General features: G+C 45.1%; 22 protein-coding genes and 1 tRNA gene. 4 read left to right on the top strand and 19 right to left on the bottom strand.

Annotated features, from left to right (window positions below; genetic code table 11):
- The 4 genes from AAC033_RS04455 to sppA all read right to left on the bottom strand — a co-directional run.
- Positions 1-800 (bottom strand): pyridoxal-phosphate dependent enzyme (locus tag AAC033_RS04455; RefSeq protein ID WP_339735821.1); only part of this gene is annotated, 800 nt, incomplete at its 3' end.
- A gap of 12 nt (positions 801-812) precedes the next feature.
- Positions 813-1,628 carry a purine-nucleoside phosphorylase gene (locus AAC033_RS04450; RefSeq protein ID WP_339735819.1) on the bottom strand — a complete coding sequence of 272 codons (816 nt, stop codon included), beginning with the start codon at positions 1,626-1,628 and terminating at the stop codon, positions 813-815.
- The gene (lpxK, locus tag AAC033_RS04445) at positions 1,567-2,661 is read right to left on the bottom strand and encodes a tetraacyldisaccharide 4'-kinase (RefSeq protein WP_339735817.1); all 1,095 of its coding nucleotides are present in this window, start codon (positions 2,659-2,661) and stop codon (positions 1,567-1,569) included. The genes AAC033_RS04450 and lpxK overlap by 62 nt, the downstream gene beginning before the upstream one ends.
- Before the next feature lie 103 nt (positions 2,662-2,764).
- A complete protein-coding gene (gene sppA / locus AAC033_RS04440) occupies positions 2,765-4,537 on the bottom strand; it encodes a signal peptide peptidase SppA (RefSeq protein WP_339735815.1) in 1,773 nt (590 codons plus the stop codon).
- A 122-nt stretch (positions 4,538-4,659) separates the two neighbouring features.
- Here sppA and folK point away from each other — a divergent pair, with 122 nt between their 5' ends.
- Both folK and AAC033_RS04430 read left to right on the top strand, forming a co-directional pair.
- The gene (gene folK / locus AAC033_RS04435; protein ID WP_339735812.1) at positions 4,660-5,151 is read left to right on the top strand and encodes a 2-amino-4-hydroxy-6-hydroxymethyldihydropteridine diphosphokinase; all 492 of its coding nucleotides are present in this window, start codon (positions 4,660-4,662) and stop codon (positions 5,149-5,151) included.
- A gap of 290 nt (positions 5,152-5,441) precedes the next feature.
- Positions 5,442-6,725 (top strand): MFS transporter, encoded by a 1,284-nt coding sequence (locus AAC033_RS04430; protein WP_339735810.1) that lies wholly within the window; start codon positions 5,442-5,444, stop codon positions 6,723-6,725.
- A gap of 78 nt (positions 6,726-6,803) precedes the next feature.
- Here AAC033_RS04430 and upp read toward each other — a convergent pair whose 3' ends face one another.
- The 10 genes from upp to AAC033_RS04380 form a co-directional block, all read right to left on the bottom strand.
- Positions 6,804-7,466 (bottom strand): uracil phosphoribosyltransferase, encoded by a 663-nt coding sequence (gene upp / locus AAC033_RS04425; RefSeq protein WP_339735808.1) that lies wholly within the window; start codon positions 7,464-7,466, stop codon positions 6,804-6,806.
- A gap of 147 nt (positions 7,467-7,613) precedes the next feature.
- Positions 7,614-8,681, bottom strand: a complete 1,068-nt coding sequence (locus tag AAC033_RS04420) for a GNAT family N-acetyltransferase (RefSeq protein ID WP_339735806.1) — start codon at positions 8,679-8,681, stop codon at positions 7,614-7,616.
- A 3-nt stretch (positions 8,682-8,684) separates the two neighbouring features.
- Entirely contained in the window at positions 8,685-9,623 is a 939-nt protein-coding gene (locus AAC033_RS04415) for a polysaccharide deacetylase family protein (RefSeq protein WP_339735804.1), read from the bottom strand.
- Positions 9,620-10,531, bottom strand: coding sequence for a hypothetical protein (locus AAC033_RS04410; protein WP_339735802.1), 912 nt, complete (start codon positions 10,529-10,531; stop codon positions 9,620-9,622). Before AAC033_RS04410 ends, AAC033_RS04415 begins: the two co-directional genes overlap by 4 nt.
- Entirely contained in the window at positions 10,497-11,840 is a 1,344-nt protein-coding gene (locus tag AAC033_RS04405) for a polysaccharide deacetylase family protein (RefSeq protein WP_339735800.1), read from the bottom strand. Before AAC033_RS04405 ends, AAC033_RS04410 begins: the two co-directional genes overlap by 35 nt.
- 9 nt (positions 11,841-11,849) lie before the next feature.
- The gene (radC, locus tag AAC033_RS04400) at positions 11,850-12,539 is read right to left on the bottom strand and encodes a DNA repair protein RadC (RefSeq protein WP_339735798.1); all 690 of its coding nucleotides are present in this window, start codon (positions 12,537-12,539) and stop codon (positions 11,850-11,852) included.
- 125 nt (positions 12,540-12,664) lie between these two features.
- The gene (gene rpsT / locus AAC033_RS04395; RefSeq protein WP_339735796.1) at positions 12,665-12,916 is read right to left on the bottom strand and encodes a 30S ribosomal protein S20; all 252 of its coding nucleotides are present in this window, start codon (positions 12,914-12,916) and stop codon (positions 12,665-12,667) included.
- 29 nt (positions 12,917-12,945) lie between these two features.
- Positions 12,946-13,017: transfer RNA gene (locus AAC033_RS04390), tRNA-Glu, on the bottom strand.
- Between the two features lie 178 nt (positions 13,018-13,195).
- Positions 13,196-14,137, bottom strand: a complete 942-nt coding sequence (locus tag AAC033_RS04385; RefSeq protein WP_339735794.1) for a hydrogen peroxide-inducible genes activator — start codon at positions 14,135-14,137, stop codon at positions 13,196-13,198.
- Positions 14,138-14,190: 53 nt separating this feature from the next.
- Positions 14,191-14,703 carry a TrmH family RNA methyltransferase gene (locus AAC033_RS04380; protein ID WP_339735792.1) on the bottom strand — a complete coding sequence of 171 codons (513 nt, stop codon included), beginning with the start codon at positions 14,701-14,703 and terminating at the stop codon, positions 14,191-14,193.
- A 67-nt stretch (positions 14,704-14,770) separates the two neighbouring features.
- Here AAC033_RS04380 and AAC033_RS04375 point away from each other — a divergent pair, with 67 nt between their 5' ends.
- Complete coding sequence (locus tag AAC033_RS04375) at positions 14,771-15,559, top strand: hypothetical protein (protein WP_339735790.1); 789 nt, start codon at positions 14,771-14,773, stop codon at positions 15,557-15,559.
- 15 nt (positions 15,560-15,574) lie between these two features.
- Here the strand turns inward: AAC033_RS04375 and ppk1 are convergent, their stop codons facing one another.
- From ppk1 to AAC033_RS04360, 3 genes are all read right to left on the bottom strand, one after another.
- On the bottom strand, positions 15,575-17,974 hold the full coding sequence (ppk1, locus tag AAC033_RS04370; protein ID WP_339735788.1) for a polyphosphate kinase 1: 2,400 nt from the start codon (positions 17,972-17,974) through the stop codon (positions 15,575-15,577).
- A 101-nt stretch (positions 17,975-18,075) separates the two neighbouring features.
- A protein-coding gene (gene prfB, locus AAC033_RS04365; protein WP_339735786.1) for a peptide chain release factor 2 occupies positions 18,076-19,165 on the bottom strand; the annotation gives its coding sequence in 2 pieces (ribosomal slippage) (positions 18,076-19,110 and positions 19,112-19,165; 1,089 coding nt in all).
- A gap of 115 nt (positions 19,166-19,280) precedes the next feature.
- The gene (locus AAC033_RS04360) at positions 19,281-19,991 is read right to left on the bottom strand and encodes a hypothetical protein (protein ID WP_339735784.1); all 711 of its coding nucleotides are present in this window, start codon (positions 19,989-19,991) and stop codon (positions 19,281-19,283) included.
- A gap of 184 nt (positions 19,992-20,175) precedes the next feature.
- Between AAC033_RS04360 and AAC033_RS04355 the strand changes: the two genes are divergently transcribed.
- The gene (locus AAC033_RS04355; RefSeq protein WP_339735782.1) at positions 20,176-20,910 is read left to right on the top strand and encodes a 30S ribosomal protein S16; all 735 of its coding nucleotides are present in this window, start codon (positions 20,176-20,178) and stop codon (positions 20,908-20,910) included.
- 94 nt (positions 20,911-21,004) lie between these two features.
- Here AAC033_RS04355 and trxA read toward each other — a convergent pair whose 3' ends face one another.
- Positions 21,005-21,322, bottom strand: a complete 318-nt coding sequence (gene trxA, locus AAC033_RS04350; RefSeq protein ID WP_339735780.1) for a thioredoxin — start codon at positions 21,320-21,322, stop codon at positions 21,005-21,007.
- 43 nt (positions 21,323-21,365) lie between these two features.
- Entirely contained in the window at positions 21,366-25,010 is a 3,645-nt protein-coding gene (dnaE, locus tag AAC033_RS04345) for a DNA polymerase III subunit alpha (protein ID WP_339735778.1), read from the bottom strand.
- Positions 25,011-25,286 lie beyond the last annotated feature (276 nt).

The raw sequence follows: 25,286 nt of genomic DNA, 5'->3' as shown, positions 1-25,286 counted from the left end.
CGCATAGCCCGGATGATCGCCCGATCAGAGACCGTTACAATCTCATCGGTTTTACGTTGAATAATTCGAAAGTTCAACTCGCCAACAGACGTGAGCAGCCCATCAGCAATGGTTTTCGGATTAATCGAAGGGACCAGCATTTTGGCATGAAACGAGCGGTACGCATCGTCGGCACCTTCCGGCTCTGCAGCGATCACCAAGCCGTTCGGGTTAAGCGCCCGTGCGCTGATGGCGGTTCCGCTAAGCAGGCCTCCGCCGCCGATAGGACAGAGGATGATATCGAAATTTCCGGAATCTTCAATCAATTCTTTGGCGGCCGTGCCCTGCCCGCAAATCACCTGAAAATTATTATACGGATGAATTTCCTTTGCGCCGGTTTTGTCGGCAATCTCGAGCAAGGTTTGCTCGCGGCTTTCCAGCGTGGGCTGGCAATAGGTAATCCGTCCGCCGTAAGATTCAACTGCCTTCTTTTTAATCGCAGGAGCATTGTCTGGCATCACAATGTAAGCCGGAATCCCGCGCATGCGGGCAGCAAGGGCCAGCGCGGCGGCGTGATTCCCGGACGAATGGGTGCAAACACCCCTAAGCAATTGGTTTTTGCCTAACGACAGTACCGCATTGGATGCTCCGCGAAATTTAAAAGCACCAACTTTCTGAAAATTTTCACACTTAAAAAACAGCTTTCCCCCGGTGATCTCGTTGATCGATTGCGAAGTCATCACCGGTGTGCGATGAACCTGTCCTTTGATCAGCTCATGCGCCTCTTGGATATCCTGGAATTCTGGAAGTTTTAAAATCATGCCGTTCCTTTCTTATCCGATTCTTTTAATCAGCTCTTTCAGAATGATTGTCATTGAGGGCTCAGAGCGCATGGCAACTTCCTGCACCTCCTCGTGCGATATTTCCACGATCTCGCCCGGCACGCCGCTGTCGGTAACAATGGAGATCCCAAAGACTTTCATCCCCATATGCCGGGCCACAATCACCTCAGGAACAGTAGACATGCCAACCACATCGCCGCCCAAAATCCGAAACATCTTATATTCGGCAGGGGTTTCGAACGTTGGCCCCTGTACGCCAACATAAACACCTTCCTTGACATCAATCTTGTTTTTAAGGGCAATGAATTTCGCCTGATCACGCAATTGCTTGCAGTAAACCTGACTCATATCCGGGAATCGGGGCCCCAGCTCATCGATGTTTTTGCCATGCAGCGGGTGCTCGGGGAACATGTTGATGTGGTCGCTGATAATCATCAAATCACCGACCTTGTAATCAGGGTTTAATCCCCCGGTCGCATTGGAAACAATCAGCTGGCTGATTCCCATTCTTTTCATCACCCTAACAGGGAAGGTTACCTCTTTCATAGAATAGCCTTCGTAATAATGGAAACGTCCCTGCATCGCCAGAATCTTTTTCCCGCCAAGGGTTCCATAAATCAGGGTTCCGTTGTGCCCGTCGACGGTTGACACCGGAAAGTTAGGGATGTTTTTATAGGGAATGGTTTTTTCGATGGCAATTTCGTTCACCAAGCCCCCCAGTCCAGACCCTAAAATAATGCCGACTTCAACCTTTCCTTTTATTCGTTCGCTTATGTAACTTGCGGTTACTTCTATTGTCTTTAACATAGCCTACTATTGTTTTGTCAAAACTTTTCCCTTCGTGATCGAGAAACTTAATCTTCAACGGAATATAATACATACGCGACCGGATAAACCCCGGAATACTTTCTTCATCACGGAGCCGCATCGCATCTTTTTCGGTGGTAACAATCACCGGATTTAGCTCTTGGTACCGGATAAAGCGGGCCTCGATCGTTTTCAAATCCTTTGCTGTAAAATGGTGATGATCGCCAAAAATAAGCTCGTCAATCACAGCATATCGGCCAGCCATATAGCTTTGCCACAGTGCCGGGTTGGCAATTCCCGAGAGCAGAATGACTGACTGCCGGATCTCATTCACTTCGACTGCAGGCTCATCAAAAACCGGAAGCGGGTTGCCATAGACCATGGTGGTAAAGTACAACGACTGGTAAGGCCGCAGGTTCACATCTTTCATGATAATCCGCCGGGTAATGGGCGTAATTTCATCCGGGCACTTGGTATAGATGATGACGTTGGCGCGCCGTCGCTGGTATTTACGCTCGCGCAGTCGTCCAACGGGCAGCAGTTCGTCCTTGTCGATGGGCCGATTGTAATCAATCAGCAAAATATTGATTCCGGGGCTTACTTTGCGGTGCTGAAATGCATCGTCAAGCAAAACGGCATCGGGCGAATTGGTTTCATCCTTTAGCAGTTGGTTGATGCCACGCACCCGTTTTTCGTCTACAGCGACCGTCACTTCCGGAAATTTCTTCTTAATCTGGAGGGGTTCGTCGCCCACCTCACGGGCTTTAGAAGTAGTTTCAACCAAACGAAAACCTTTCGTTTTACGCTTGTATCCGCGACTCAGGGTGGCCACCTGAACATGTTTTTTGAGCAGCTCAACCAAGTATTCCGTATGCGGGGTTTTTCCAGTTCCGCCCACCGTAATGTTTCCAATGGAAATTACCGGGATTTCGAATTCTGTTGATTTCAGAAACTTGTAATCGTACAGGCTGTTTCGAATATAAACAACGAACCCATAAATCCATGAAAGCGGGTATAATATAATTTTTAGCATGGGTGATTTTTGTCTTACGAAGTTATTAAAATTCACGCATAAAAAAAGAAGCTGACGAAAAGGTCAGCTTCTGATTTATCTCGATCAAACAAATTTCAAAAAGTTAGTCCAGGCGAATATCAAACGGCATACGCGCCAAGACACCGCGTGTTTGCTTGATTTGTTTCAATTGCTGATAAACCGGGAATGCGTCTCCCAGCTCTTGCTTCAACACCCACATTCGTGCTGTTCCCGACAATTCTTTCAGCCATTCTTCAAACGGATCCTTAATTTCGGGCAGCGCCTTGATCCGGTAACGATCCAATCCGGCCATTTCTTTCGCCAAAGCGATGGCATCGCTGATTCCTCCATACTGATCTACTAAGCCTATTTCGATGGCGCTTTCGGCAGCCCAAACCCGGCCTTGTCCTACCTCATCCACAGCCTGCTGAGTCATGTTTCGTCCTTCGGCCACGCGACTGGTAAACGTACCGTAGCCTTCTTCTATGAAGTTTTGCATCAATCCCTCTTCAAAACTGGTGAGCGGACGGGTGAGTGACAAGATATCTGAGTGCTCGTTGGTGTTGACCACATCCTGGGTAATGCCTAATTTGTCGGACATGAGCTCGCCCACATTTGGGATAACACCAAAAATGCCGATGGAACCGGTAATGGTGGTACGGTCGGCCAGAATCGTATCGGCAGCGGCGGCAATGTAATAACCACCTGAAGCTGCCACATCGCCCATCGAAGCAATGACTGGTTTAGCTTCGGATGCCAATTTTACTTCGCGCCAAATAACTTCAGAACCGTAAGCGCTTCCTCCCGGCGAGTTGATACGCAGTACGATGGCCTTAACCGAACTGTCGCGGCGGGCTTCGCGAATGGCGCGCGACAATTTCTCCGAATCAATATCGTCAACGCCACCAGCAGGCATATCGATGCCACCGCTGGCATAAATCACAGCTATTTTATCTCTTGCCAGGCCTTTGCCATCGCTAGGAGCAGGTACTTTGGCGTACTTTTTTACTTCCACTACCTGAACATCTTTGCTCTCGCGGGTTCCTGTCAATGCTTTCAAATCGTCAATTACCTGATCCTTGTACTTCAAGGTATCAACCAAACCTTCACTTAACAAGTAATCGGCCGTACGAAAAGTGGTCACCCCATCGGCCAGGCTGTTTAGTTTCTCTACTGAAATATTTCTTGATGCTGAGATGTCTGCTAACATCTGTCCCCAAAGGCTGCTGGTGTATTTCTCAGTTTGAAGCCGGTTTTCAGGGCTCATCTCTTCCAACAGGTATTGTTCAACCGCTGCCTTAAATTTTCCATGTCGGATAACCTGCATTTCCACACCAATTTTTTCCAACGCATTTTTGAAAAACAAGTGTTGCGAACTCAATCCCTTCAGTTCGAGCATTCCTTTGGGATTCAAAACCACTTGGTCGGCCACCGAAACCAAATAGTACGCCTTTTGCGAGAGTGCTTCGCCGTAGGCATAAATAAATTTGCCACTTTCCCTGAAGTCGATCAAAGCATTACGAATTTCCTCTACGCTAGCCAGCCCGGCATTAATCATCGACGGATTCAGGTAGATTCCTTCAATGTGATCGTCTGTCTTCGCTTTTTCAATACAGGCCAGAATCTCATCCAGACCAGTTTGTCGGGTTCCCGAGATTCCCGGAATGTCCAGGTCATTAAATGGATTCTTATTGGCACGCTCAATAATTTCATCTTCGAGACGAAGCATTAAAACGGTTTTATCTTTGACGGTAACGGGTTGCTCGCCCATCGAAACCAGGGACGACAGGATTCCGATGGATAAGAACATCATCAAAAAGCCAGCAATCATAACGCCTACAATGGTTGCCAGAGTGTACTTCAAAAAACTCTTCATGGTGATAATTTATCTGTTGTGGTTTATAACTTTGTCTTTGTCAGGAATAGGTACGAAATTAAGCAATTCGTTACAATTAAGTTCACCGACTGGTTTATTATTTCATCAATAATCGACAAGACATGGCACAAGTCTATTTACTGCTAGGGGGAAATTTAGGTGATAAGCAGCAGCTTTTTACCAAAGCTTTGGAAATGATTGCGTCCAACGCGGGGACAATCACAGCTCAGTCGGCTGTTTATGAAACGGAACCCTGGGGTTTTGAATCGAACGATCTCTTCTGGAACCAAGCCGTTGTGGTTGAAACCCGTTTACAGCCGTTGCAGCTTCTGGAGCAAACCCAGCATATTGAAAAGCAATTGGGGCGGGTTAGGCATGCGCAACAGTACGCTTCGCGATTAATAGACTTGGATCTACTTTTTTACGATGAGCAAGTGATTCGACATCCCCGGCTCGAAATTCCACACCCCCGAATCGCCGAACGCCGCTTTGTGCTGAAACCACTGGCCGAAATTGCTCCACACTTCCTTCACCCGGTTCTCCATAAAACAATCGCGCAACTGCTTGCCGACTGTCCCGATCAGCTGGCGGTTAACAAGCTCAACAAGGAATAGCGTCTGTGAGTCCATGCACCATTCGACCGACTGTCATTCACGGGGAGTATGATCGACTTCGCTCCTACTCTAATCAGCTTTTAGGCACTCGCTTGCATGTTTGAGGTGGGAGGGGGTACCTTGGAGGTGCCCCAAAAACGATTAAATAGGAGAGTGTTCATTCAACGGTGTAATCGAAACAAAAATGGCGTTTTCGACATGAGAAAATTCACATTCTGAAATATCAAAAAATTGCTAACTTGTTGCGCCATACGAGTCATAGCTGAATAAGAATCTAAACAAACTGCAACATGGGTAAACGAACTAAATTCCCAACGGTGTTTTGGGTGGCCAATAGCGTTGAAGTGCTGGAACGCTTCGCCTATTACGGTATTTACATGAGTTTCGGTATTTACATGACCGAACTGGGTTTTTCGAAGGGCGATCTGGGGACTGTGCAAAGTATTTTCCTGGCGCTGTCATACCTGGTGCCGCTGTTTTCGGGTACTTTTGCCGACCGGTATGGCTTTAAAAAGATGCTGCTCATTTCGTACCTGGCATATTTACCTGCCATTTTACTTCTAATCCTCACACAAACCTTCAGCGGCATTGCGCTCACCATGCTCACAATTGGTTTTGCCGCCGGCTTGTTTAAGCCACTCATTTCGTCCACTGTTCGGGCAACAACCGACTCAACCAACAAAACACTGGGTTTTGGTATTTTCTACCAAATGGTCAACCTGGGAGCCTCGTTTGGCCCCATCATTATGGGCAAACTGCGGGGTTGGTCGTGGGACTACGTTTTTTATACGGCAGCGGCTACCGTGGGGCTGATGTTCATCATCACCCTGCTGTTTTACAAAGAGCCTGACCGCGAGTTGGAGGGAGTTACGCTGAAACAAAAATTCAGGGACATGGGCGAAGCGCTTTCCGACATCAAGTTTCTGAGTTTTCTCACGCTGCTGGGTGTATTCTTCTGGCTGCCATTCTGGGCATTCTTCAATGTGCTGGCTGTTTACATCAACGAATACATGGACACGGCCGCGCTATACGAATCGGTGCGAATGGTGCTGGGAACCGGTGTTGCACGGTTCATTTCGAACCAGGATGGAGGGGTTTGGCGATTAAATGCCGAGGCCATTTCGCATACCGGTTACATTATCATCGTCTTCCAGCTACTGATCTCGCGCATTTTTGAAAAACGGGCAGCCATTCCATCGTTTATGATTGGATTGCTGATTGCCGCATCGGGCTTTGTGGTACTCGGACTATCGGTAACAAGCATTAACGGGCTGGTTTTTCTCGGCGTTTTCCTGTTTGCCATTGGCGAAATGATTTCCTCGCCCCGAATCCAGGAATACATCATGTGGATTGCTCCCAAAGAGAAAGCGGGCCTGTATATGGGAACCAACTTTCTATCGGTTTTTGTAGGTGCTACTTTAAGCGGAATTTATACCGGCCTGATGGGGCGTTTTGAAGCGGCCGGACATCCGGAATATATCATGTACACGCTGACAGCACACACGCTGCTGGGCATTTTGGCGATCTACATTTTTGTCAAAAAAGCAGGTGGTTTCCAGGAACGGACGGAGTAATTCATCCCTTGGGAATAAAACGAAAACACATAAAGAAACCGGGAGTTCCCGGTTTTTTGTTTTTTTATTTAATCTCTTTTAGTGCGAATCAACCTTGGGGCCAAAAGCCAAATCGCCGGCATCGCCCAAACCGGGGACGATGTATGATTTGACGGTCATTTCGTCATCAACGGCTCCCAGCCATAGGGTGACATTTTTGGCAGTAATCGCTTCCTGAACGTACTCAACCCCCTTTTTACTGGCTATAATCGCCACCAAATGCACATGGCTCGGATTACCTTTTTGAAGCAATGCCTTGTAACCTATTTCCATCGAAGCCCCGGAAGCCAGCATCGGATCAGACAGGATTGCCACCTTCTCATTTAAATCCGGCGAAGCCAGGTATTCAAATTCGATATGAAATTCGCCTTGGTCATCGTATTTTCGATAAGCCGAAATGAACGCATTTTCAGCCCGGTCGAAATAATTCAGCAGTCCTTGCTGAAGCGGCAAGCCGGCGCGCAAAATGGTGGCCAAAACTGGCTGCTGTAGCAATTTAGGAACCTTAGCGATTCCCAGCGGTGTTTTTACCTCGTTGATTTTATATTCCAACGTTTTACTGATCTCATAGGCAAAGATTTCTCCAAAACGTTGTAGGTTTTTGCGAAAACGCAACGGGTCCCGTTGAATCTCATGATCACGAATTTCTGCAAGATATTGATTGAAAATAGAATTGGAGTCGCTCAGGTTGATTACGTTCATCTCATAGTATTTTTAACTTTCAACGGTCCGCCAGCTGGCGGATGGAACTCGCTCGCCATTATCCTCCCATTTGTAAAGACTTATGCTTGCTCGCTTCATGTCAAAAAATTTTGGCGAAAATAGCGATTTTTTCTTTTAATCGGGCAGTTAACTAAAGATAAAATCGCCTTCGCCGTCCTGAATTTTCCGCATGGCAGATGAAACCGGGAAAGACGAATAAATTCCATGCTCCATTTTTTTACGAAACAAAAACGGATTTGGACGTTTCCGAACTTCTTCAGCCAGCTTTGGGTTGAGCACAGTTAGTGTTTCGACCCTATTTTTTGCTGCTACCCGAATCAAAAAACGGGCTGCAATCCGCATCCTATCGTGCGGTAATTGAAGGTGAACGGTTCTCATATGACCATCACGCAGCAGCACGACCATGAAACCAACCAGCTTACTTTCGTGAAAAATCTTGATTGAGCGATACTTAAACTGCCCGACAGAAGACGAAAAAGGGTATTGACTTGCAAAATGGTCATCACTTTCCGACAGCCAAGGGTACTTGAAAATCCACTCCAGCTCTTGTCTTCCCCTGGCAAAAAGGTAGGAGTCCTTCTTCGCTTCAGCCATTGCCAGGCAGGTCTCATCCGGTAGATTCGACTCCTTCATGCTGAAATGCCTGATCCGCATTGGGCGAAACAAAAGGTGGGTAAATCCGGCCGCCAGTTGAATAAAAAAATCAAGGACCGGAAGCAGGAATGCCAACTTCGGATGCCGTCCGGCCAGCACATTCCGGCTTCTGAAATAAAAATAAAACCTGGTGCCGTGATCCAGGTACACAGTTTGAAACTGCCGGGTCTTGAGGTAAAGCTGCAACGAAGCCGGTGCGTAGTTGGTAAACATGAGACGCTCGTCCCAGTCTTTTAAAGCTTCTTTCAGCAATTGCTGGGAGTAGCCTTGCCTGCGATAGTCGGGATGAACCCAATTGCCGCTCAGCCAGGCAAACCGCTTCGATTGATTCATCAATCTGCCCGCAAACAAGGTCCGGAAAGCAACCAGCTTATTCTCATCGTGCAAAAGGTACAGCACGACATCACCGGGCAATGCATGTGGATTGTTCAGATAAGATTGCATCCGGGCAACGTTGATCGGCTTGGTTTCGGACGATTGAAAAAGCTCGCTTCTCGAAAAAGCCTCCATATCCTGTAAACGAATTTTTTTCAACTCCATGCTCTATTCTCTTTTTGCCACATGTTGATCAACCAACCGCTTGAGTTGGTAGGACAAATATTCCGCTTTTAGCAAACTTCGGGCACTTTTATATCCCTCTGCTTCCATTGACAGGCGTTGGTAATGTCTGCTTTCTTTTTCGAGCTTTACACCAGCCGTTCCAAAGGTCAGATCGCATAGCCGCTCACGCCTGATGGCATCGAACACGAAACGCGATACTCCAAAATCAGTAAACGGAAAAGCGAAGGCTTTAATTTTGGGTGAAAAATTCGCCACCAACCACTCCATGCTTTCCCTTATTTCATCCAACTGACGTTCTTCATCCAACAGCCAAAACTCCGGGTGATCCCAGCTGTGAGCTCCAATGGAAAAACCATCGCGTTCCAGTTGAAACAACTGCTCCAGGGTCATGTACGGATTTTCCTTTTCCAAATATTCCTGCCAATTCAAGCCCACATCTTCGGCCATTTGATCGAGCGACATCAGATCGGCATAAGTGTTCTGCAAATCCGATATCACGCCTTTTTTGGCAAAAAACTGGTTCAGCACAGCCGCTTTATAGCGATGAAAAAGATCATGATTATCGACAAAAGCCGGATTGACAAAAAAAGTTGCTGGCACACCTTTCTCTTTTAAAATCGGGGCAATTATCTCAAAACACTCCCGCAGTCCATCATCAAAACTCAGATGAAAGCTGTTTTTTAAATTCATTCCGGAGTGAAGCTCCTCCAGCGAAATCGGTTCAAAATGCTCCAACAAAAAGTCCAGATCTTCGCGAAATCGACTGGCAGAAAGCACCCTATAATTGTACTGAAAAGGATGCTCCTGGTCACTAACCAGATGATAAAAAGGCAAAAGGACGGGCATCTCCTCACCATCAACGAGCTGAGCGATAGAAAATGACCGTGAGGCCAGCGATATCAATCGGGATAGGATCTTCATTTTTTTAACCATTTAATCCACCACGGCAAGTTATTGTAGCGAAATCGGTGATATTTCTCGGGAGTTGCACCAAAACCCTCGTATAGGCGGGCAACTCCAGGGATCATTGATCCTTCAAAGTCCAACAAATATTCTTTGCCCGCATTCTCACAAATGAACCCATCTATCAGAAAATACATCGCCTGATTCTTTTTTCCTTCCGCAGTGCTTGCAGCATTGAGGTACGTAACCCGATGCTTGTTGCGAATAAAAAATGCAGCAGCACAAAGCTCGTTTCCGGAAGAATAAACACCATAAATTTGCCCCAAACTGCGTGTTAGCGAAAATGCCAAAATATTACGCAGGGTCGTCATCTCTTTTTCAGACAACTTTACCGACAGGTTGTTCTTCTTGAAACGAATATATTCTTCAGCCGAGATGCTTCTCACCAGGCTCAGTTTATGATTTTTTGCCTTTTTCAGTTTACGGCTGGTGTGTGTTGAATAATTCGCAGCCAGCACCGCATAACTTTCGTTCAGCCAAAGCATGTGGTTGCACCGTTCTTCGTAAATGCCGGCACTTTCAACCGGCAGCTGCATCGCGTTCAGGTTAATTTCGACAAATGGAAACCGCAAACACACTTCATCCAAAAACTGATGGCTGATTTCTTTTGTGGGTGTGGGAAAAATACCCAGTTGCTGGCAAAACAGTGGCTGATACAAATAGGTAATGCCCAATCTCTTGCGAAAAGTCAGCGGCATCACATACTGATAGTTCCCAAGAACCAAGGCATCCCACCGATCACAAATTTTATCGAGGTACCACGATTGCGCATACACCAAGGCATTTGGTGCGTTCTCCAGACACTGGTCCCACCGGTCCGTATCGAGTTCCTCATGTTTGATGTAGGTAATGCTCTGCTGATTCATCCTTGTATTTAATCGCTTGTTTCGTCATCTGTTCGAAAACCTTTCGCCAGCCATCCCACTCGCCCTGATCGCACAAACTTTCATTATGCCATAAACTTATAAAAGATCCGCCGTAATCTCGAATTCCGCGCATAATTTTCCCAATGATAATCGAGGCTTCATCAGGTGAAAGCTTCAGGTGATTTTTTAAGGTTACATCCATAAATTGAAACGGGTGAATGCGCAGTTTTGTTGGAGCGTCTTTTTTCAGATCATAGAAATAAAATGCAGTGGACGTACCAGCCCTGAAACCAACCTGATCAGCATATCCCAGCGTAAAATCATGGTGAATTCCAGCCTTAATCAAACGACGGTAGGTGACTGGAAGCTCCAATCGCAGGAAATGTTGCCGCGACGATCTTACTTTTTTGTCGATGATCTCCTCCAGTGTTTTAATCTCTCGCCGGAGTTCTCTTTTGTTTCTGGTTGAACGGTATGAAGGATGAATTCCAAACTCATAGTCTTCGCTTAAGCCTCGAATCAATTGCTGCAACTGCTCATTACCAGGCGAAACATTTCGGTCGTATTTACTGGTTTTGCTCAGCAAAATGAAAAAATGTAACAATTCATTTCGTCCATGATAAAGCTGTCGGATAAAATCGTAGGTTTCGTAAGGATCTTGCTTTTCGCCACGAAGCACTTGCAAACGTTCTTCATTTTGTTGTCTGTTCCCGTTAAGGAACCCTTTAGCCAAAGCACCTGCCGTACGCAGCCAGCTTTTATTTTTATAAGCCCAGGCATTGTCAATATCAATGGTTGATCGGAATTCAAAACGGGGCGACTGGAACTCAAAATCAGCATAGTGCCGTCTAACTTTCTCCGCAATCATATATGCCCATTGATTGACGACCGGCTTGTGCAACAAGTGATTTCGATACAAAATACTGTGATGGGAAGGATAGCGTTTATGTTGATCCAGCTCCCGCATCAGATACTCTTCGTAGCGGCTAACCAAATAAAAGCTGGCCGCAAAGGGATCAAACGGCAAAAAAGAATCGGCTGAAGATTCAAAAAAATACACTTCATCATCGTAGGGAACCGCCTCCAGGCTTTGGAAATTGATATCATGCTGAAAAAGGATCGGATGCGGATGCATTTTCAGCAGACAATCCAACGGAAGCAACGAATAATTGATTTTGGGGAAATTGCTGGCGTTGAATTCATGCAAATCATCGGTGATGATTACCGGAACACGTAGAATCTCTTCGAATAGAAACCGAAAGATGTACCGCAAACGGCTGGTTATTTCCTGGGTAAATACAACTAGCATGATTTGATGTTATAATAAAGCTTCGTCAGCAAAGCTAAGATACTGATCGTGGGCGATAATTACATGATCGAGTACACTAATTTCCATTAATTCTGCAGCATCTCTAATTTTTTTGGTCACTTTTTTATCCGCCTCGCTAGCCATCATATTTCCGGAAGGATGATTATGGCACAAGATAAGGGAACAAGCCAGCCTTTCCAGAGCAACCTTCAAAATCAGCTTCACATCGATCACCGTTCCGGTTACCCCTCCCTGGCTGATCATGAACTTATCGATCACTGTATTGGACCGATTCAATAGCAAAACCCAGAATTCTTCATGTGGAAGATCTTCCAAAAGCGGACGGAAATAATTGGCGGCATCATTGCTGTTGGCAATCACTGTTTTGACTGATGTGCCGTGCTCCTTTCGCCGGCGGCCCAGCTCTAACGCGGCCATAATGTTAACCGCTTTTGCTTCACCAATCCCCCTGAACTTAAGCAGGTAGGAGGCATCTTTTTTACTCAACACCGACAAGTCATTATTCACAGCCAGAAGAATGCGCCGCGAAAGCTCAACAGCTGATTCTTTTGAATTGCCGGAACCGATTAAAATCGCCAGTAATTCAGCTTCGGAAAGCGAACGGGTACCCTTAGTCAAAAGCTTTTCACGCGGACGGTCTTCAACAGCCCATTCCTTAATACTTGGTTTTTTATACATGATTTTTCACTTACAATAACCCAAGTTATGAAGAATCAAAGAAACAAGGAAATGCAACCGTCAATTTTAGGCATAAAAAAAGCCGCTTCATTTTGAAGCGGCTTCCTATAATATCTTGTAATTCCTTATAGCTTGCTAATATGCTGTGCTAACTTTGACTTTAAATTGGCTGCTTTGTTCTTATGAATCAGATTCTTTTTTGCCAATCTATCAATCATCGACACAACTTTTGGAAGTTCTGCTACAGCAGCATCCTTCTCGCTTACCTCGCGAAGATCGCGGACCGCATTACGCGCAGTTTTGGCATAGTACTTATTGTGTACTTTCTTTTTTTCGTCTTGACGAATTCTCTTTTTTGCCGATTGATGGTGTGCCATTTTATATTTCTTCTGATAAATTAATTAAGTAGCCCGTAGGGGATTCGAACCCCTGCTACCAGGATGAAAACCTGGCGTCCTAACCCCTAGACGAACGGGCCATCATTGTCTTTCCCTGAAATTGGGACTGCAAAAATAAATCAAATTTTGAAGCCACCAAATATTTTGTCAGGATTTTTTCTAAAAACCGGGCTCGTCTTCGTTAAGAAAAGCCGTTTCGATTTCAGCGATGCAAAGAAATGGAAGATTTTTTAATTATCAAACAAAAATTGCAAAAATTTATTTCCATTCGACAATCGTTCCACGATCTTTATTTAATAGTTCTTTAGGCATTGACGCGCTCATTTCCTTCCACAGCAGATCAACCAGTTTGTTCTTGGCAAAATGGCGCGAATAGACCAAACTAACCTCACGCAAAGGCGTTACATCGCTAAAGCTGCGAACATGTTTCCGGCGGCTTTCCGCCATATCAACGGAAGCCAGCTCCGGAATCAGGGTGATTCCTCCTTCCTTATCGATAATATTCATCAGTGTTTCAAGTGAGCCTGCTTCAAAGTGAAAGGGCAACTCTTCGTTTGATGCGCCTTTAAAGGAACACAAATTTACGACCTGGTGACGAAAACAGTGCCCATCGCTCAGTAGCCAAATTTCGGGGGTGGCAATATCTTTTACTTTGATTTTTTCTTTGTTATGAAGCGGATGCCTTTCATGCGAATAGAGCATCATTTCCTCATAAAAAATGGGGCGTTCATTAATCCGGTCCTCTTTAAGCGGAGTAACCAGTACTCCAACATCGAGCAAGTCGCGCTTCAGGTGATCGACAATATTTTCGGTGGTCAGCTCCTGAACTGTAATCAGAATATTAGGATACTTTCGTTTGTAGTTGCCAATAAACAGTGGTAACAGATAAGGCGCCAGTGTTGGAATAATACCGATTTTCAATTCACCGGAAATCAAATTCTTGTGATCTTTGACAATGTCGTTTACCTTTTCGGTCTCCTTTAGAATGATGCGCGACTGTTCAATGATTCGTTTACCAACATCAGTGGGAATAAGTGGTTGCTTGCTCCGGTCGAAAATAATGATTTCCAAATCTTCTTCCAGCTTTTTTATTTGCATACTTAAAGTTGGCTGCGTAATAAAGCAATGCTCGGCTGCCCGTCCAAAATGCCGGTAGGTGTCAACGGCAACAATATACTCCAACTGTGTCAGTGTGATCATGGCTTTTCATATTTATAGTTGCTAAAAATAGAAAAAATCGATGAAAAGAAAACTTACTTGCAAAAAAGTTGTTGGCGCACCCACTCAAACAGGACAACACTTAACGCATGGGAAATATTCATCGACTTGCAGGAACCGGTCATCGGAATATGGATGCTTTGTTCACAGCGGGCAATCAGATCGGGCGACAAACCATGCATTTCGCTTCCCAATAAAAAAGCCACTTTATCAGGAAATTGGGTCGTGAATAGATTTTCTGAATTTTGATCCGTTTCGACAGCAAAAACAGCATACCCGTCGGGGATGGAATGAAAAAATTCATCCGAGCTGGTCACAATCAACCTGACATTTTTAAAACTTAGTCCGGCCGTTTTCTTGATGGAACTTTCACGCTTGGGATTGTCATCATCCAACAAATACAAGGTGTCGCCTCCCACATTATCAACCAATCGCACTAAACTCCCCACATTCTGTGGATTCTTTACCCTCCAGGCGGCAACAAGGGGTTTGGCAGGAAGTTCAGGATAATTTTGCGACCGAAAAAAAGCAACTGAATTTGTTTCCATCCTGATAATTATTAATTTTCTTTGATGAATTGAAACTACGAAGGAAATTATTTAAATGCATTTGTCCATGAACTTGAGCCGGATTTTTTTTATTGTATTGATTGCTGCCTTGTTGTTTTCCTGCGGAAAATCGGAGAAAGAGCTGGCCGCCGACAGGCTTGCGCTGGCTAAAAATGCTTATCAAAAAGGCGACACCACACTGGCCTTACAACAACTGGACACGATCCAACTAAAATACAGGGGCGCCATTCAAACCCTGGATGAAGCGGATCAATTCAAAAAGAAGATTTACGGAGACCTGTTTTACCAAAAACAGGATGAAATGGATTCACTGAAGGTGAAACTGGAAAAACTGGAAGCTAAATTCGTAAAGGAAAAAACCGACTTCGATCGCTACACGCAATACGTTCACAAACGCCAGCAATTTGAGCGGCGATGGGACAAATCTTTTATTCAGATTCATTTGGATGAGCGCGGGGAGCTGTATATTTCGAGCAACTATTACGGCGACCAGTGGCTCGAACATACCGGCTTGCGGGTGTACGACCAGGACCTACAGGCAAAAACCGAAAAGGTCGACCTGGACAATGTGTTAAACCACCGCAGCGATTTTATGGAAACCAAGTGGGAAAAAGTTTCGTACCGCGATGGCACCGACAACGGCGTTATTGAATTTATAGCCGAACATGCGGACCGCAATTTGAAAGCCGTATTTCTGGGTTCGCGTTACTACTACATCATCCTGGAAGAGTACGACAAGCAAGCGGTAAAAGACGCCTTGGCCTTATCGAAACTTCTGAAACAAAAAGCAAAACTCGGACAAGAGATTCAATCGCTTCAATCGAAAGTTGGTTAAGTACTTTTTATTTCCTTAGCGGATTTTTTCAATTTGCTCGGGCGGCTGGGCCAGAATGGCTTTCTTACCGTTAATCACAATCGGACGCTTCATCAGCCGTGGGCTTTCGGCTAAAATTTTCACCCATTCATTGTCGGTCAACTCTTTGCCCCGGTATTCCTTTCGATACAATTCCTCCTGAGTCCGAACCAATTCAAACGCCTTCATCCCTGATTTGGCCAGGATATTTTTGATTTCATCTGCCGTGATTCCGTCTTTCATGTAATTCTTCACATCGATGTGGTATCCGTTTTCTTCGAGATATTTTAAACCGGCCCGGCTTTTCGAGCATCTTGGGTTGTGGTAGATTTTCATGGCTACTTGATGTTTTAATCTGATGTACTGATAATAATCTTCCTGTGCACGAAACCGGCCTTCCATATGTTGCCGGCTGTAGGTGTTCGACAATTCATTGTCTAAGATCCGCGATTTGGTGTTATCGCGAAGCTGAATCTTAAGCATTTCGCGCAATTCGGCTTTTAGATTTTCATCGTAAATTGGGCATGCCACTTCAATGCGTCGATTCAAATTCCGCGGCATCCAGTCGGCCGAGGAAATGTAAATCTGATCCTTTCCCCCGTTTCCAAACAAGAAAATACGGGAGTGTTCCAAGTATTTATCGACAATACTGATGGCCTCAATATTTTCATTTACACCTTCCGTCTCAGTTAACAATCCAAAGATCCCGCGAACAATCAGGCGAATTTTCACCCCGGCATGAGCAGCCTCATAAATCTTATCCATCATCTCTGGATCTATCAGACTATTCATTTTCAACACCATAAACCCGCGCTTACCTGATTTGGCAATAGCTATTTCATGATCAATTTTTGACATAAAAAAGCCTCGCATCGAAAACGGACTGACTACCAGGTGCTTGTAATTTGAAATCCGGTAATTGTGCTTAAAAAATCCAAACAGACGGGCCACCTCATCGGCGATTCTGGGATCAGCAGTCAGCAAACCATCATCGCCATATACCCGGGCAGTTCCTTCATGAAAATTTCCGGTTCCCACGTAAGCGTAATTTTTGAAAGAACCTTTCTCTTTTCTCTTTATCCAAGCCAGCTTACTGTGTACTTTGAGTCCAGGAACTCCATTCACCACATGAGCCCCTTCTTCCTGTAACTTATTCGACCAGTATATGTTAGCCTCTTCGTCAAAACGGGCTTGCAGCTCGATAACAACCGTTACTTTTTTCCCATTTCTGATCGCATTCAGCAAGGCATTCACCACCCGCGAATTGTCGGCCACCCGATAAATTGTGATGCCAATTTCTTTTACTGCCGGATCGATAGCTGCTTCGCGAAGCAAATCAAGAAAATGACTAAAACTTTGATAGGGATAATGCAACATGATATCTTTCCGGCGTAACCGCTTCAGAATACTTTCATGCTGTTTCAGTTCCTTGTGCCTAACCGGCGTCAGGCGTTTATAATAATGGTGGGCTTGCCCAATCTCCGGAAAGTCCATGAAATCTTTGTGGTTATGGTATTTTCCACCCGGAACCTGGTTGTCCGGATCCAACTTCATCTTTTTAATGATGAAATTCAATAAATCATCCGGAATATCCTTGTCGTACAGGAGCCGGACAGGTGTGCCCACTTTTCTTTTCTTCAAGCTGGCTTCCATCTTTTCAACGAAGCTTTTGGAAATATCGTCATCAATATCCAGCTCTGCGTCACGCGTTACCTTAATGGTATAAGCTTCAAACTGATCGTAGTTGAACAAAGGAAAAATATCGGGTAAACTGTAACGAATCACATCATCGAGCAGCATGACATATTTACGTCCATCTTTCTCTGGCAATACCAAAAAGCGGGACAAAGATATGTTTGGAATACGAACCAGAGCATAGGCAAACTTATCGGGCCGTGCCTTGCGCGAAAGCTTGATGGCCAGGTAAACTGACCGGTCGCGCAAGTACGGAAACTTGTTTTCCTTGCTCAACATAATGGGAATCAGGTTGGGAAGCACCTTGTCCTTGAAATAGTTTTTGACAAAGACAATTTGTTCCGGCTCCAGGTCGGTTTCATCAACCATGAGGATATTCTCCTGCTTAAGCTCTTGCATAATGTTGCGGAATATTTCCTGCGAGCGTTTTTGATGCGAAACAACCGTCTCCATGATTTTCTCGTGCAGCTCCTCGGGTCTGATGTCGCCAATTAAGGTTTCATCATTCTCAAAGTCAACCATTCGACGGACAGATGCTACCCTCACACGAAAAAACTCATCGAGGTTGTTCGAAAAAATTCCGATAAACCGAATGCGTTCAAAAAGTGGAACAGTAGGATCCTCTGCTTCCTGCAACACGCGTGCGTTAAACGAAAGCCAACTTATTTCACGATTAATATATTGGTTGCTTATCCTTGTCATATTCCATTGCTTTTATTGAGAATAACCCCTCAACAGCTAAGTAGTTAAACGATCTGTCCTAAATATGCGAAAAAGTTTCTGAATTTTTCGTATCCAGCAGACTAGTCTTCACTGAATTCCATTAAGTAAGCTTTCATAAATCCGTCAATTTCTCCATCTAAAACAGCCTGGACATTGCCTGTTTCATGTCCGGTTCTTGTGTCTTTCACCATTTTATACGGTTGTAACACGTACGAACGGATTTGCGATCCCCACTCAATTTTTTTCTTAGTCGACTCGATTTGCATTTCCGCTTCCCGAAGTTTACGAAGTTCCAACTCATACAATTGCGATTTCAGCAAGCGCAAGGCATTTTCCTTATTGGCAAACTGCGATCGGCTTTCGGTATTTGCAATGACAATTCCGGTTGGCGCATGCTTCAGGCGAACACCGGTTTCAACCTTGTTCACATTCTGCCCACCAGCACCTCCCGAACGAAAGGTATCCCAAGTAATATCTGCAGGATTGATTTCAATTTGAACGGTATCATCAACCAAGGGGGCCACAAAAACGGAAGTGAAGGAAGTCATCCGTTTATTTTGAGCGTTAAAAGGTGACAAACGAACCAGCCGGTGCACGCCGTTTTCGCTTTTCAGGTAGCCATAGGCATAATCCCCTTCAAACTCGATGGTACAGTTCTTTACGCCCACTTCATCGCCGGCATTGTATTCTGATACAGTCACCTTGTAGCCTTCTTTCTCACCCCAGCGCATATACATGCGCATCAACATCTCCGCCCAGTCATTGCTTTCTGTGCCACCTGCCCCTGCATTAATCCGGAGAATGGCTCCCAGCTTGTCTTCTTCTTTTCGAAGCATGTTACGGACTTCCAGCTCCTCGATATGTTTCAATGACTTTTGCAACTGCGCATCCACTTCGGCCTCGCTGGCTTCATTGGCCTCAAAAAATTCAAACAGCACTTGTAAATCTTCCAAGGCTTGTTCCACTTCTTTAAAACTCTCGGTCCAAGCCTTAATCGACTGAATGACTTTCATCTGATTTTCAGCCGCTTTGGGATCATTCCAGAAGTCGGGATCTTGTGTTCTAAGTTCTTCTTCTTGTAGTTGAATTAATTTTGCATCGTAGTCAAAGATGCCTCCTCAGCGCATCCCGGCGCTCCGCAAGCTCTTTTAGCTGCTCTTTCTGAATCATAGTTATCATTTTAAGTGGTCTACAAAAGTAGAAAAACCAGCCAGATTAATCAATAACAAAAACGGACAACTCCTTTTGTGGAGCTGCCCGTTCTAAATGACTGTTGTCTTTTATGCTATTCACCCCAAATGACCGGGTCTACACTAATTGACTTAGCCTGCAAGTTAACACCGGACTGCCCGGATTCGTACTTGAAGGCATCAATCTGGACAATATAAGTAGTACCGTCGGCAGGCTGAAATCCACTGGCCCACCCCGATCCCGAAGCGGAGATGGTGTATTCCTCTTTATCACCCAACAGCGATGAAGATTGAAACACCTGATCATCATCTTCTTCAAACATCTTAACGATGAGGTAATCGGCATCTTCAATCTCAGTCCAGGTAAGTTTCATTTTGTCCTGGGTGTCATCAAACTCGTACTTAATGGTATCCGTTGGATAAATCACATCATCTGACAAGTTATCACTGAGCATGCTTGTTTCACCTGATTGAGCTACAATATCAAAACTGTAGGAGCCACCGGATGGCATTTCAGATGCAAATTGGTTGTCCGGAGTCTGGTAATAAAAATCATACGGGTAACCCTCAAAGGATTCCAAGTCATAGGTTTCGTCGTCATCGCCCGTGACATCAACGCTTTGCATTGGCTTATTGGCAAACGCATGTAACGCCAGGCCATATACGGTATCTACCTCATTCTCCGTTTCAACCGTTTTTGTAATTACAAAAACGTCGGCTGCCGGATCAAAGGCTACCTCTTCCGGCTCACAAGCCAACAGCCCAATCATGAGAACACTTACTGCAATAGGAATAATCTTTTTCATGTCTTTTAAATTCTAGTTTAATTATTTCGAATGTCCAAGTAAGATGAACAAACCGTCAAATGGTTGCGGACCGAAAGCATTTTTCTTTATTTATTTAACTCAAAGTCGATTGTTTTATTTCAGAAATAAAAGTATATCTTTGCGCCACAATTAAAAAATTGTTTATCAATTAAAATTAATTCACATGCCAGCAAAAATCAGATTGCAGCGACATGGTCGCAAACGTTTAGCATTCTACCACATTGTGGTAGCTGATGGCAGGGCACCACGAGATGGTCGTTACATTGAAAGGATTGGATCCTATAATCCAAACACAAATCCTGCTACGATCGATCTTGATTTTGATAAAGCTTTAGACTGGCTTACAAAAGGTGCACAGCCAACCGACACAGTAAGAGCAATTTTATCTTACAAAGGAGTATTATACAAAAAACACCTGCAAGGTGGTGTTGCCAAAGGTTCTTTTGACGAAGCAGAAGCAGAACGTCGTTTCGACGCCTGGTCAGCTGAAAAAGAAGCCAAAATTCAAGCGAAAAAAGATCGTCTGTCGAAAGACTCTGACTCGTTGAAAACAAAACAACTCGAAGCAGAAGCCAAAGTAAACGCCGAGCGTGCAGCAGCAATTGCCAAACGCAACGCTGAATTGGCTGCGGAAGCCAAAGCTGCAGAAGCTCCGGAAGAAGTTGAAGCACCAGCGGAAGAGGAAGAAGTTGTTGTAGCAGAAGAAGCTCCAGTAGTTGAAGAAGCTCCAGTAGTTGAAGAAACTCCTGTTGCAGAGGAAGCTCCTGTTACTGAAGAACCAGCAAAGGAAGAAGCTCCCGCTGAAGAGGCCCCCAAAGCTGAAACACCTGCAGCCGAGGAAGAAACTTCGAAAGAAGAAGCTCCTGCTGAAGACAAAGAAGAAAAGAAAGCTGAGTAAGCATTTTTTCTTATCTCCTGAAAAAAGAATGACTAAATAAAAAGAGGCTGACTCCGAAGAGTTCAGCCTCTTTTACGTTTTATACGTTCCTGTTTTAAAGTAAAGCATCAACTTTTGTTGCCAGAGCCGATTTGGGAGCCGCGCCAACATGCTTGTCAACCACTTCGCCACCTTTAAAGAACAAAATGGTCGGAATATTCCGAATTCCAAATTTCATGGCGGTTTCAGGATTGCTGTCCACGTCAACTTTTGTCACCAGCAGTTTTCCTGCATAATCCTGCGACAACTCCTCAACAACGGGAGCAACCATGCGGCAGGGACCGCACCATTCAGCCCAAAAATCCACTAAAACCGGCTTGTCAGATTGAAGAACAACTTCCTCAAAATTTGCATCATTTACTTCTTGTGCCATAATCAATATTATTAAACTATTATTCTATTTAAAGCTTTAAAAGCTAATTAATCTTAAAAGTCAGTGATTCATGATTTCGAATGAAACGCTCCAGCTCGCTGGTCATTTCCACACGAGTGTTTCTTGAAAACAGGTTAACCATACTTTTTGTTTCTGAATCCCAGATATTAAATCTCAACAAAGCTTTCCCCTTGTTTTTTAGGCTAATGGTTTCAATTTCCTGAATTAATTCGGGCGTTACATTTTGCAGTGGTAACTGCAACGTTACAGTGTTTATATTGTTTTTTCGGATTTCGGACAGCAGCTCAATGTTTCGGATTTTAAACTCGAGCTGGTCGCCGTTAAACCGGGGTTGAACCTGTCCTTTAATCATCAGAAATAAACCGGTTTTACAATACTTCGAAAACTCAACATAGTCTTTCCCGAAGAAAAAGAACGTGTACGAATCGGTGTAATCCGTCAGTGTCATGGTGCAAAAATGCTTCCCAGTTTTACCAATTGCTTCCCGGCTTTCGGTGACCATACCGGCAAAAGTCAGGTCGCGCCCCTTCATGGCTTCAATGTTGTTATTGATGTCTTTCAGCGAAAACTCACGACTGGTAAAGTTTTCCACTTCCAGCCTGTAATCATCCAGTGGATGTGAAGAAAGGTAGATTCCAATCAAAGCCTTTTCCTTTTCGAGCAACACAATTTTGGGCCACTCCGGAACGTCGGGAACATCGGGTGTTTTCACAGCCTGAGCCGACATGACTTCGCCGAACAAGGATTGCTGGGCATTGTTGCTTTCCAACTGAATCTGGTGACCGTAACGAATCAGCTTTTCGATAAATGAGGGCTCATTTTCGGCCGAACTGGCAAAAAACTGGCTACGTTTGATCGTTCCAAAGCTGTCAAAAGCTCCAGCCATGGCCAGTGCTTCAATATTTTTTTTGTTGACAGTTTGCAGGTTCACCCGCTCTACAAAGTCAAAGACAGAGGTAAATAATCCATCCTGCCGGGCTCTTACGATATCAGTCACCGCTCCTGATCCTACGCCTTTGATGGCAGCCATTCCAAAACGCACATCGCCTTCCTTGTTTACCATGAACTTGAGAAAACTCTCGTTCACATCAGGCCCCAGAACGTTCATTCCCATCCGCTGCGACTCGCCCATCAGCTTGGTGATATCCGTAATGTTGCTTAGGTTACGGCTCATGTTGGCCGCCATAAACTCGGCCGGGAAGTGTGCTTTCAGGTATCCCGTTTGGTAAGCAATGTGGGCGTAGCAAACCGAGTGTGATTTATTGAAGGCGTAAGACGCGAACGCTTCCCAGTCTTTCCATATTTTCTCAATGATTGTCTCCGGCTCTTTCTTCATCTGCTCACAACCCTCAACAAATTTGGGGTTGGCCTTGCAGCCATCGATAAACTTCACTTTGAGTTTATCCATCATCGCCTTGATTTTTTTACCCATCGCTTTCCGAAGCGAATCGGAATCTCCCCGGGTAAAATTGGCCAGGTGGCGCGACAATAACATCACCTGTTCCTGGAAGACCGTAATTCCGTAGGTGGTTTCCAGGTATTTTTCCATCATGGGGTGGTCATAATGAACTGCTTTACGCCCGTGTTTCCTGTCAATAAAATCAGGGATGTATTCCATTGGTCCCGGACGATACAAAGCGTTCATGGCAACCAAATCCTCAAAACGGTTGGGTTTCAGGTTACGAAGGTGTTTTTTCATGCCGGGAGATTCAAACTGGAAAATGGCGGTGGTATCGCCACGACTAAACAGTTCGAATGTTTTGGCATCATCCTCCGGAATGGCATCAATATCCACTTCCAGTTTTTTGGAGAGGCGAATATTTTCCAGGGTTTCTTTGATGATGGAAAGGGTTTTCAACCCCAAAAAGTCCATCTTCAGCAATCCAATATCCTCCACAAAACGCCCGTCGTACTGCGTGGTATATAAATTTTCGTCTTTGGTGGGCATCAACGGAATGTGTTCATCCAGCGGATCGCGACTGATTAGAATCCCGCAGGCATGCACCCCCGTTTGCCGGACGGAGCCTTCCAAAGTTTCGGCAAATTTCAGCGTGGAAACAATTAAAGGATTGGCTGATTTTTTTTCGTTGCGTAATTCGGTACTTTCTTTATAGGCTTTTAAAAAGCTCATTTTTGGCGCTTCGGGCACCATTTTGGCCAGACGATCTGCTTCGGGCAACGGCAACTTCAACACCCGTGACACATCGCGGATGGCCAGTTTGGTGGCCATGGTTCCAAACGTACAGATATGTGCCACCCGCTCACGGCCGTATTTTTCTGTCACCCAGTCTAATACCATCTGCCGGCCGTCATCATCAAAGTCAATATCCACATCGGGCATGGAGATCCGGTCAGGATTCAGGAACCGTTCAAACAGCAGATCGTGCTTGATCGGATCGATATTGGTAATCCCGACACAATAGGAAACGGCCGAACCGGCAGCCGATCCACGGCCCGGGCCCACCAGAACACCCATTTCGCGGGCGGCATTGATAAAATCTTGTGTAATGAGGAAGTAACCCGGAAAACCCATGGTTTTGATGGTATCCAACTCAAAGTCAAGTCGCTCGGCAACGTCGGCCGGAACCGGACTGCCATAGCGGTATTCTTCTTTGGCGCCTTCGTAGGTCAGGTGTTTCAGGTACTCAGCTTCCAGTTTTACCCGAATGACTTTTTCGTAGCCACCCAACCGCTCGAAAGCCCCGTCTTTGAATTCGTCTTTAAGATCTTCTTCGGAATACCTCTCCAGGTATTCGGCTTCCGTTCCAAATTCTTCAGGAATCGGAAAAGGAGGCATAATGGGTGCTGAATTCAACTCATATTCTTCAATCTTGTCCGCAACTTCCTGGGTATTTCTCAATGATTCCGGCACGTCGGCAAACAGCTGGTTCATTTCGGCGGTTGTTTTAAACCATTCCTGCTTGGTGTAACGCATCCGGTTGGGGTCGTCCACATCTTTCCCGGTGTTCAGGCAGATTAGCAAGTCGTGTGCGTCGGCATCTTCTGCATTAATAAAATGCACATCGTTGGTTGCAATCACTTTCACCTGGTACTTCTCAGCCAATTCCAAAATAACCTGGTTGACCAACACCTGGTTTTTATAGACATCTTCATTCCGTTGCGGATCATCTGATTTATGGCGCTGCAACTCCAAGTAATAATCATCTCCAAAAACCCGCTTAAACCATTTAATGGTTTCTTCCGCTTCGGGAATGGCGTTGTTCATAATATTTTGAGCCACTTCTCCCCCCAGACAGGCGGAGGAAACAACCAAGCCTTCACTGTATTTTTCCAGAACCTCCTTGTCGATACGGGGCTTGTAGTAGAAACCTTCGTTGCTGGCAATGGAAATTAGTTTGACCAGGTTTCTGTAGCCACGTAGGTTTTTGGCCAGCAAAATCAAGTGGTCTCCTGACCGGTCTACCTTATCATTCTTATCGTTGATTGTTCGCGAGGCGACGTAGGTTTCGCAGCCCAAAATTGGTTTGATTCCTTCACGTTTGCACGTGTCGTAGAAGTCCTTTATCCCAAACATCATCCCATGATCGGTCAGGGCCAGTGCTTTCATTCCATCCCCTTTGGCTTTGGCGACAAGTCCTTTTACGCTTGCGGCCCCATCCAAAATTGAATATTGCGAGTGTACGTGTAAGTGTGTAAATGGAATCATTTTCAATCAGTTTTATCAATCTTCAAACTTGCCTCTCCTTGCAAAAAACAGTAAGCTAAAATTAGGGTTTTCATCTTGTTCATGAAACCCCTGTTAATAAAACATGATAAAAGGAAAAAAATTTATACTTGTTGTTACGAGCCCAATCCGGCTGGCTGATTTTTTCCTCCCTATAACAGCCGGGGCGATAAGAAAAATCAGAGCACATAGACGTGCGTTGCTCAATTTCACGGGAATGATTCCAGCTTTTTTTGATTTCCCGGGTTATTCCAGCCT

It is taken from the genome of uncultured Sunxiuqinia sp., from assembly GCF_963974515.1.
Taxonomy (GTDB): domain Bacteria; phylum Bacteroidota; class Bacteroidia; order Bacteroidales; family Prolixibacteraceae; genus Sunxiuqinia.
This window is presented reverse-complemented; position numbering and strand designations above follow the sequence as displayed.

What these genes read in the sequence shown, in the direction of transcription:
- AAC033_RS04405 (WP_339735800.1), bottom strand. Translation starts at nt 11,840, where the DNA reads ATGCTAGTTGTATTTACCCAGGAAATAACCAGCCGTTTGCGGTACATC.
- AAC033_RS04360 (WP_339735784.1), bottom strand. Translation starts at nt 19,991, where the DNA reads ATGAAAAAGATTATTCCTATTGCAGTAAGTGTTCTCATGATTGGGCTG.
- folK (WP_339735812.1), top strand. Translation starts at nt 4,660, where the DNA reads ATGGCACAAGTCTATTTACTGCTAGGGGGAAATTTAGGTGATAAGCAG.
- AAC033_RS04355 (WP_339735782.1), top strand. Translation starts at nt 20,176, where the DNA reads ATGCCAGCAAAAATCAGATTGCAGCGACATGGTCGCAAACGTTTAGCA.
- ppk1 (WP_339735788.1), bottom strand. Translation starts at nt 17,974, where the DNA reads ATGACAAGGATAAGCAACCAATATATTAATCGTGAAATAAGTTGGCTT.
- AAC033_RS04415 (WP_339735804.1), bottom strand. Translation starts at nt 9,623, where the DNA reads ATGAAGATCCTATCCCGATTGATATCGCTGGCCTCACGGTCATTTTCT.
- AAC033_RS04375 (WP_339735790.1), top strand. Translation starts at nt 14,771, where the DNA reads ATGAACTTGAGCCGGATTTTTTTTATTGTATTGATTGCTGCCTTGTTG.
- AAC033_RS04420 (WP_339735806.1), bottom strand. Translation starts at nt 8,681, where the DNA reads ATGGAGTTGAAAAAAATTCGTTTACAGGATATGGAGGCTTTTTCGAGA.
- lpxK (WP_339735817.1), bottom strand. Translation starts at nt 2,661, where the DNA reads ATGCTAAAAATTATATTATACCCGCTTTCATGGATTTATGGGTTCGTT.
- AAC033_RS04380 (WP_339735792.1), bottom strand. Translation starts at nt 14,703, where the DNA reads ATGGAAACAAATTCAGTTGCTTTTTTTCGGTCGCAAAATTATCCTGAA.
- upp (WP_339735808.1), bottom strand. Translation starts at nt 7,466, where the DNA reads ATGAACGTAATCAACCTGAGCGACTCCAATTCTATTTTCAATCAATAT.
- trxA (WP_339735780.1), bottom strand. Translation starts at nt 21,322, where the DNA reads ATGGCACAAGAAGTAAATGATGCAAATTTTGAGGAAGTTGTTCTTCAA.
- AAC033_RS04450 (WP_339735819.1), bottom strand. Translation starts at nt 1,628, where the DNA reads ATGTTAAAGACAATAGAAGTAACCGCAAGTTACATAAGCGAACGAATA.
- AAC033_RS04410 (WP_339735802.1), bottom strand. Translation starts at nt 10,531, where the DNA reads ATGAATCAGCAGAGCATTACCTACATCAAACATGAGGAACTCGATACG.
- AAC033_RS04430 (WP_339735810.1), top strand. Translation starts at nt 5,442, where the DNA reads ATGGGTAAACGAACTAAATTCCCAACGGTGTTTTGGGTGGCCAATAGC.
- sppA (WP_339735815.1), bottom strand. Translation starts at nt 4,537, where the DNA reads ATGAAGAGTTTTTTGAAGTACACTCTGGCAACCATTGTAGGCGTTATG.
- dnaE (WP_339735778.1), bottom strand. Translation starts at nt 25,010, where the DNA reads ATGATTCCATTTACACACTTACACGTACACTCGCAATATTCAATTTTG.
- radC (WP_339735798.1), bottom strand. Translation starts at nt 12,539, where the DNA reads ATGTATAAAAAACCAAGTATTAAGGAATGGGCTGTTGAAGACCGTCCG.
- AAC033_RS04385 (WP_339735794.1), bottom strand. Translation starts at nt 14,137, where the DNA reads ATGATCACACTGACACAGTTGGAGTATATTGTTGCCGTTGACACCTAC.
- rpsT (WP_339735796.1), bottom strand. Translation starts at nt 12,916, where the DNA reads ATGGCACACCATCAATCGGCAAAAAAGAGAATTCGTCAAGACGAAAAA.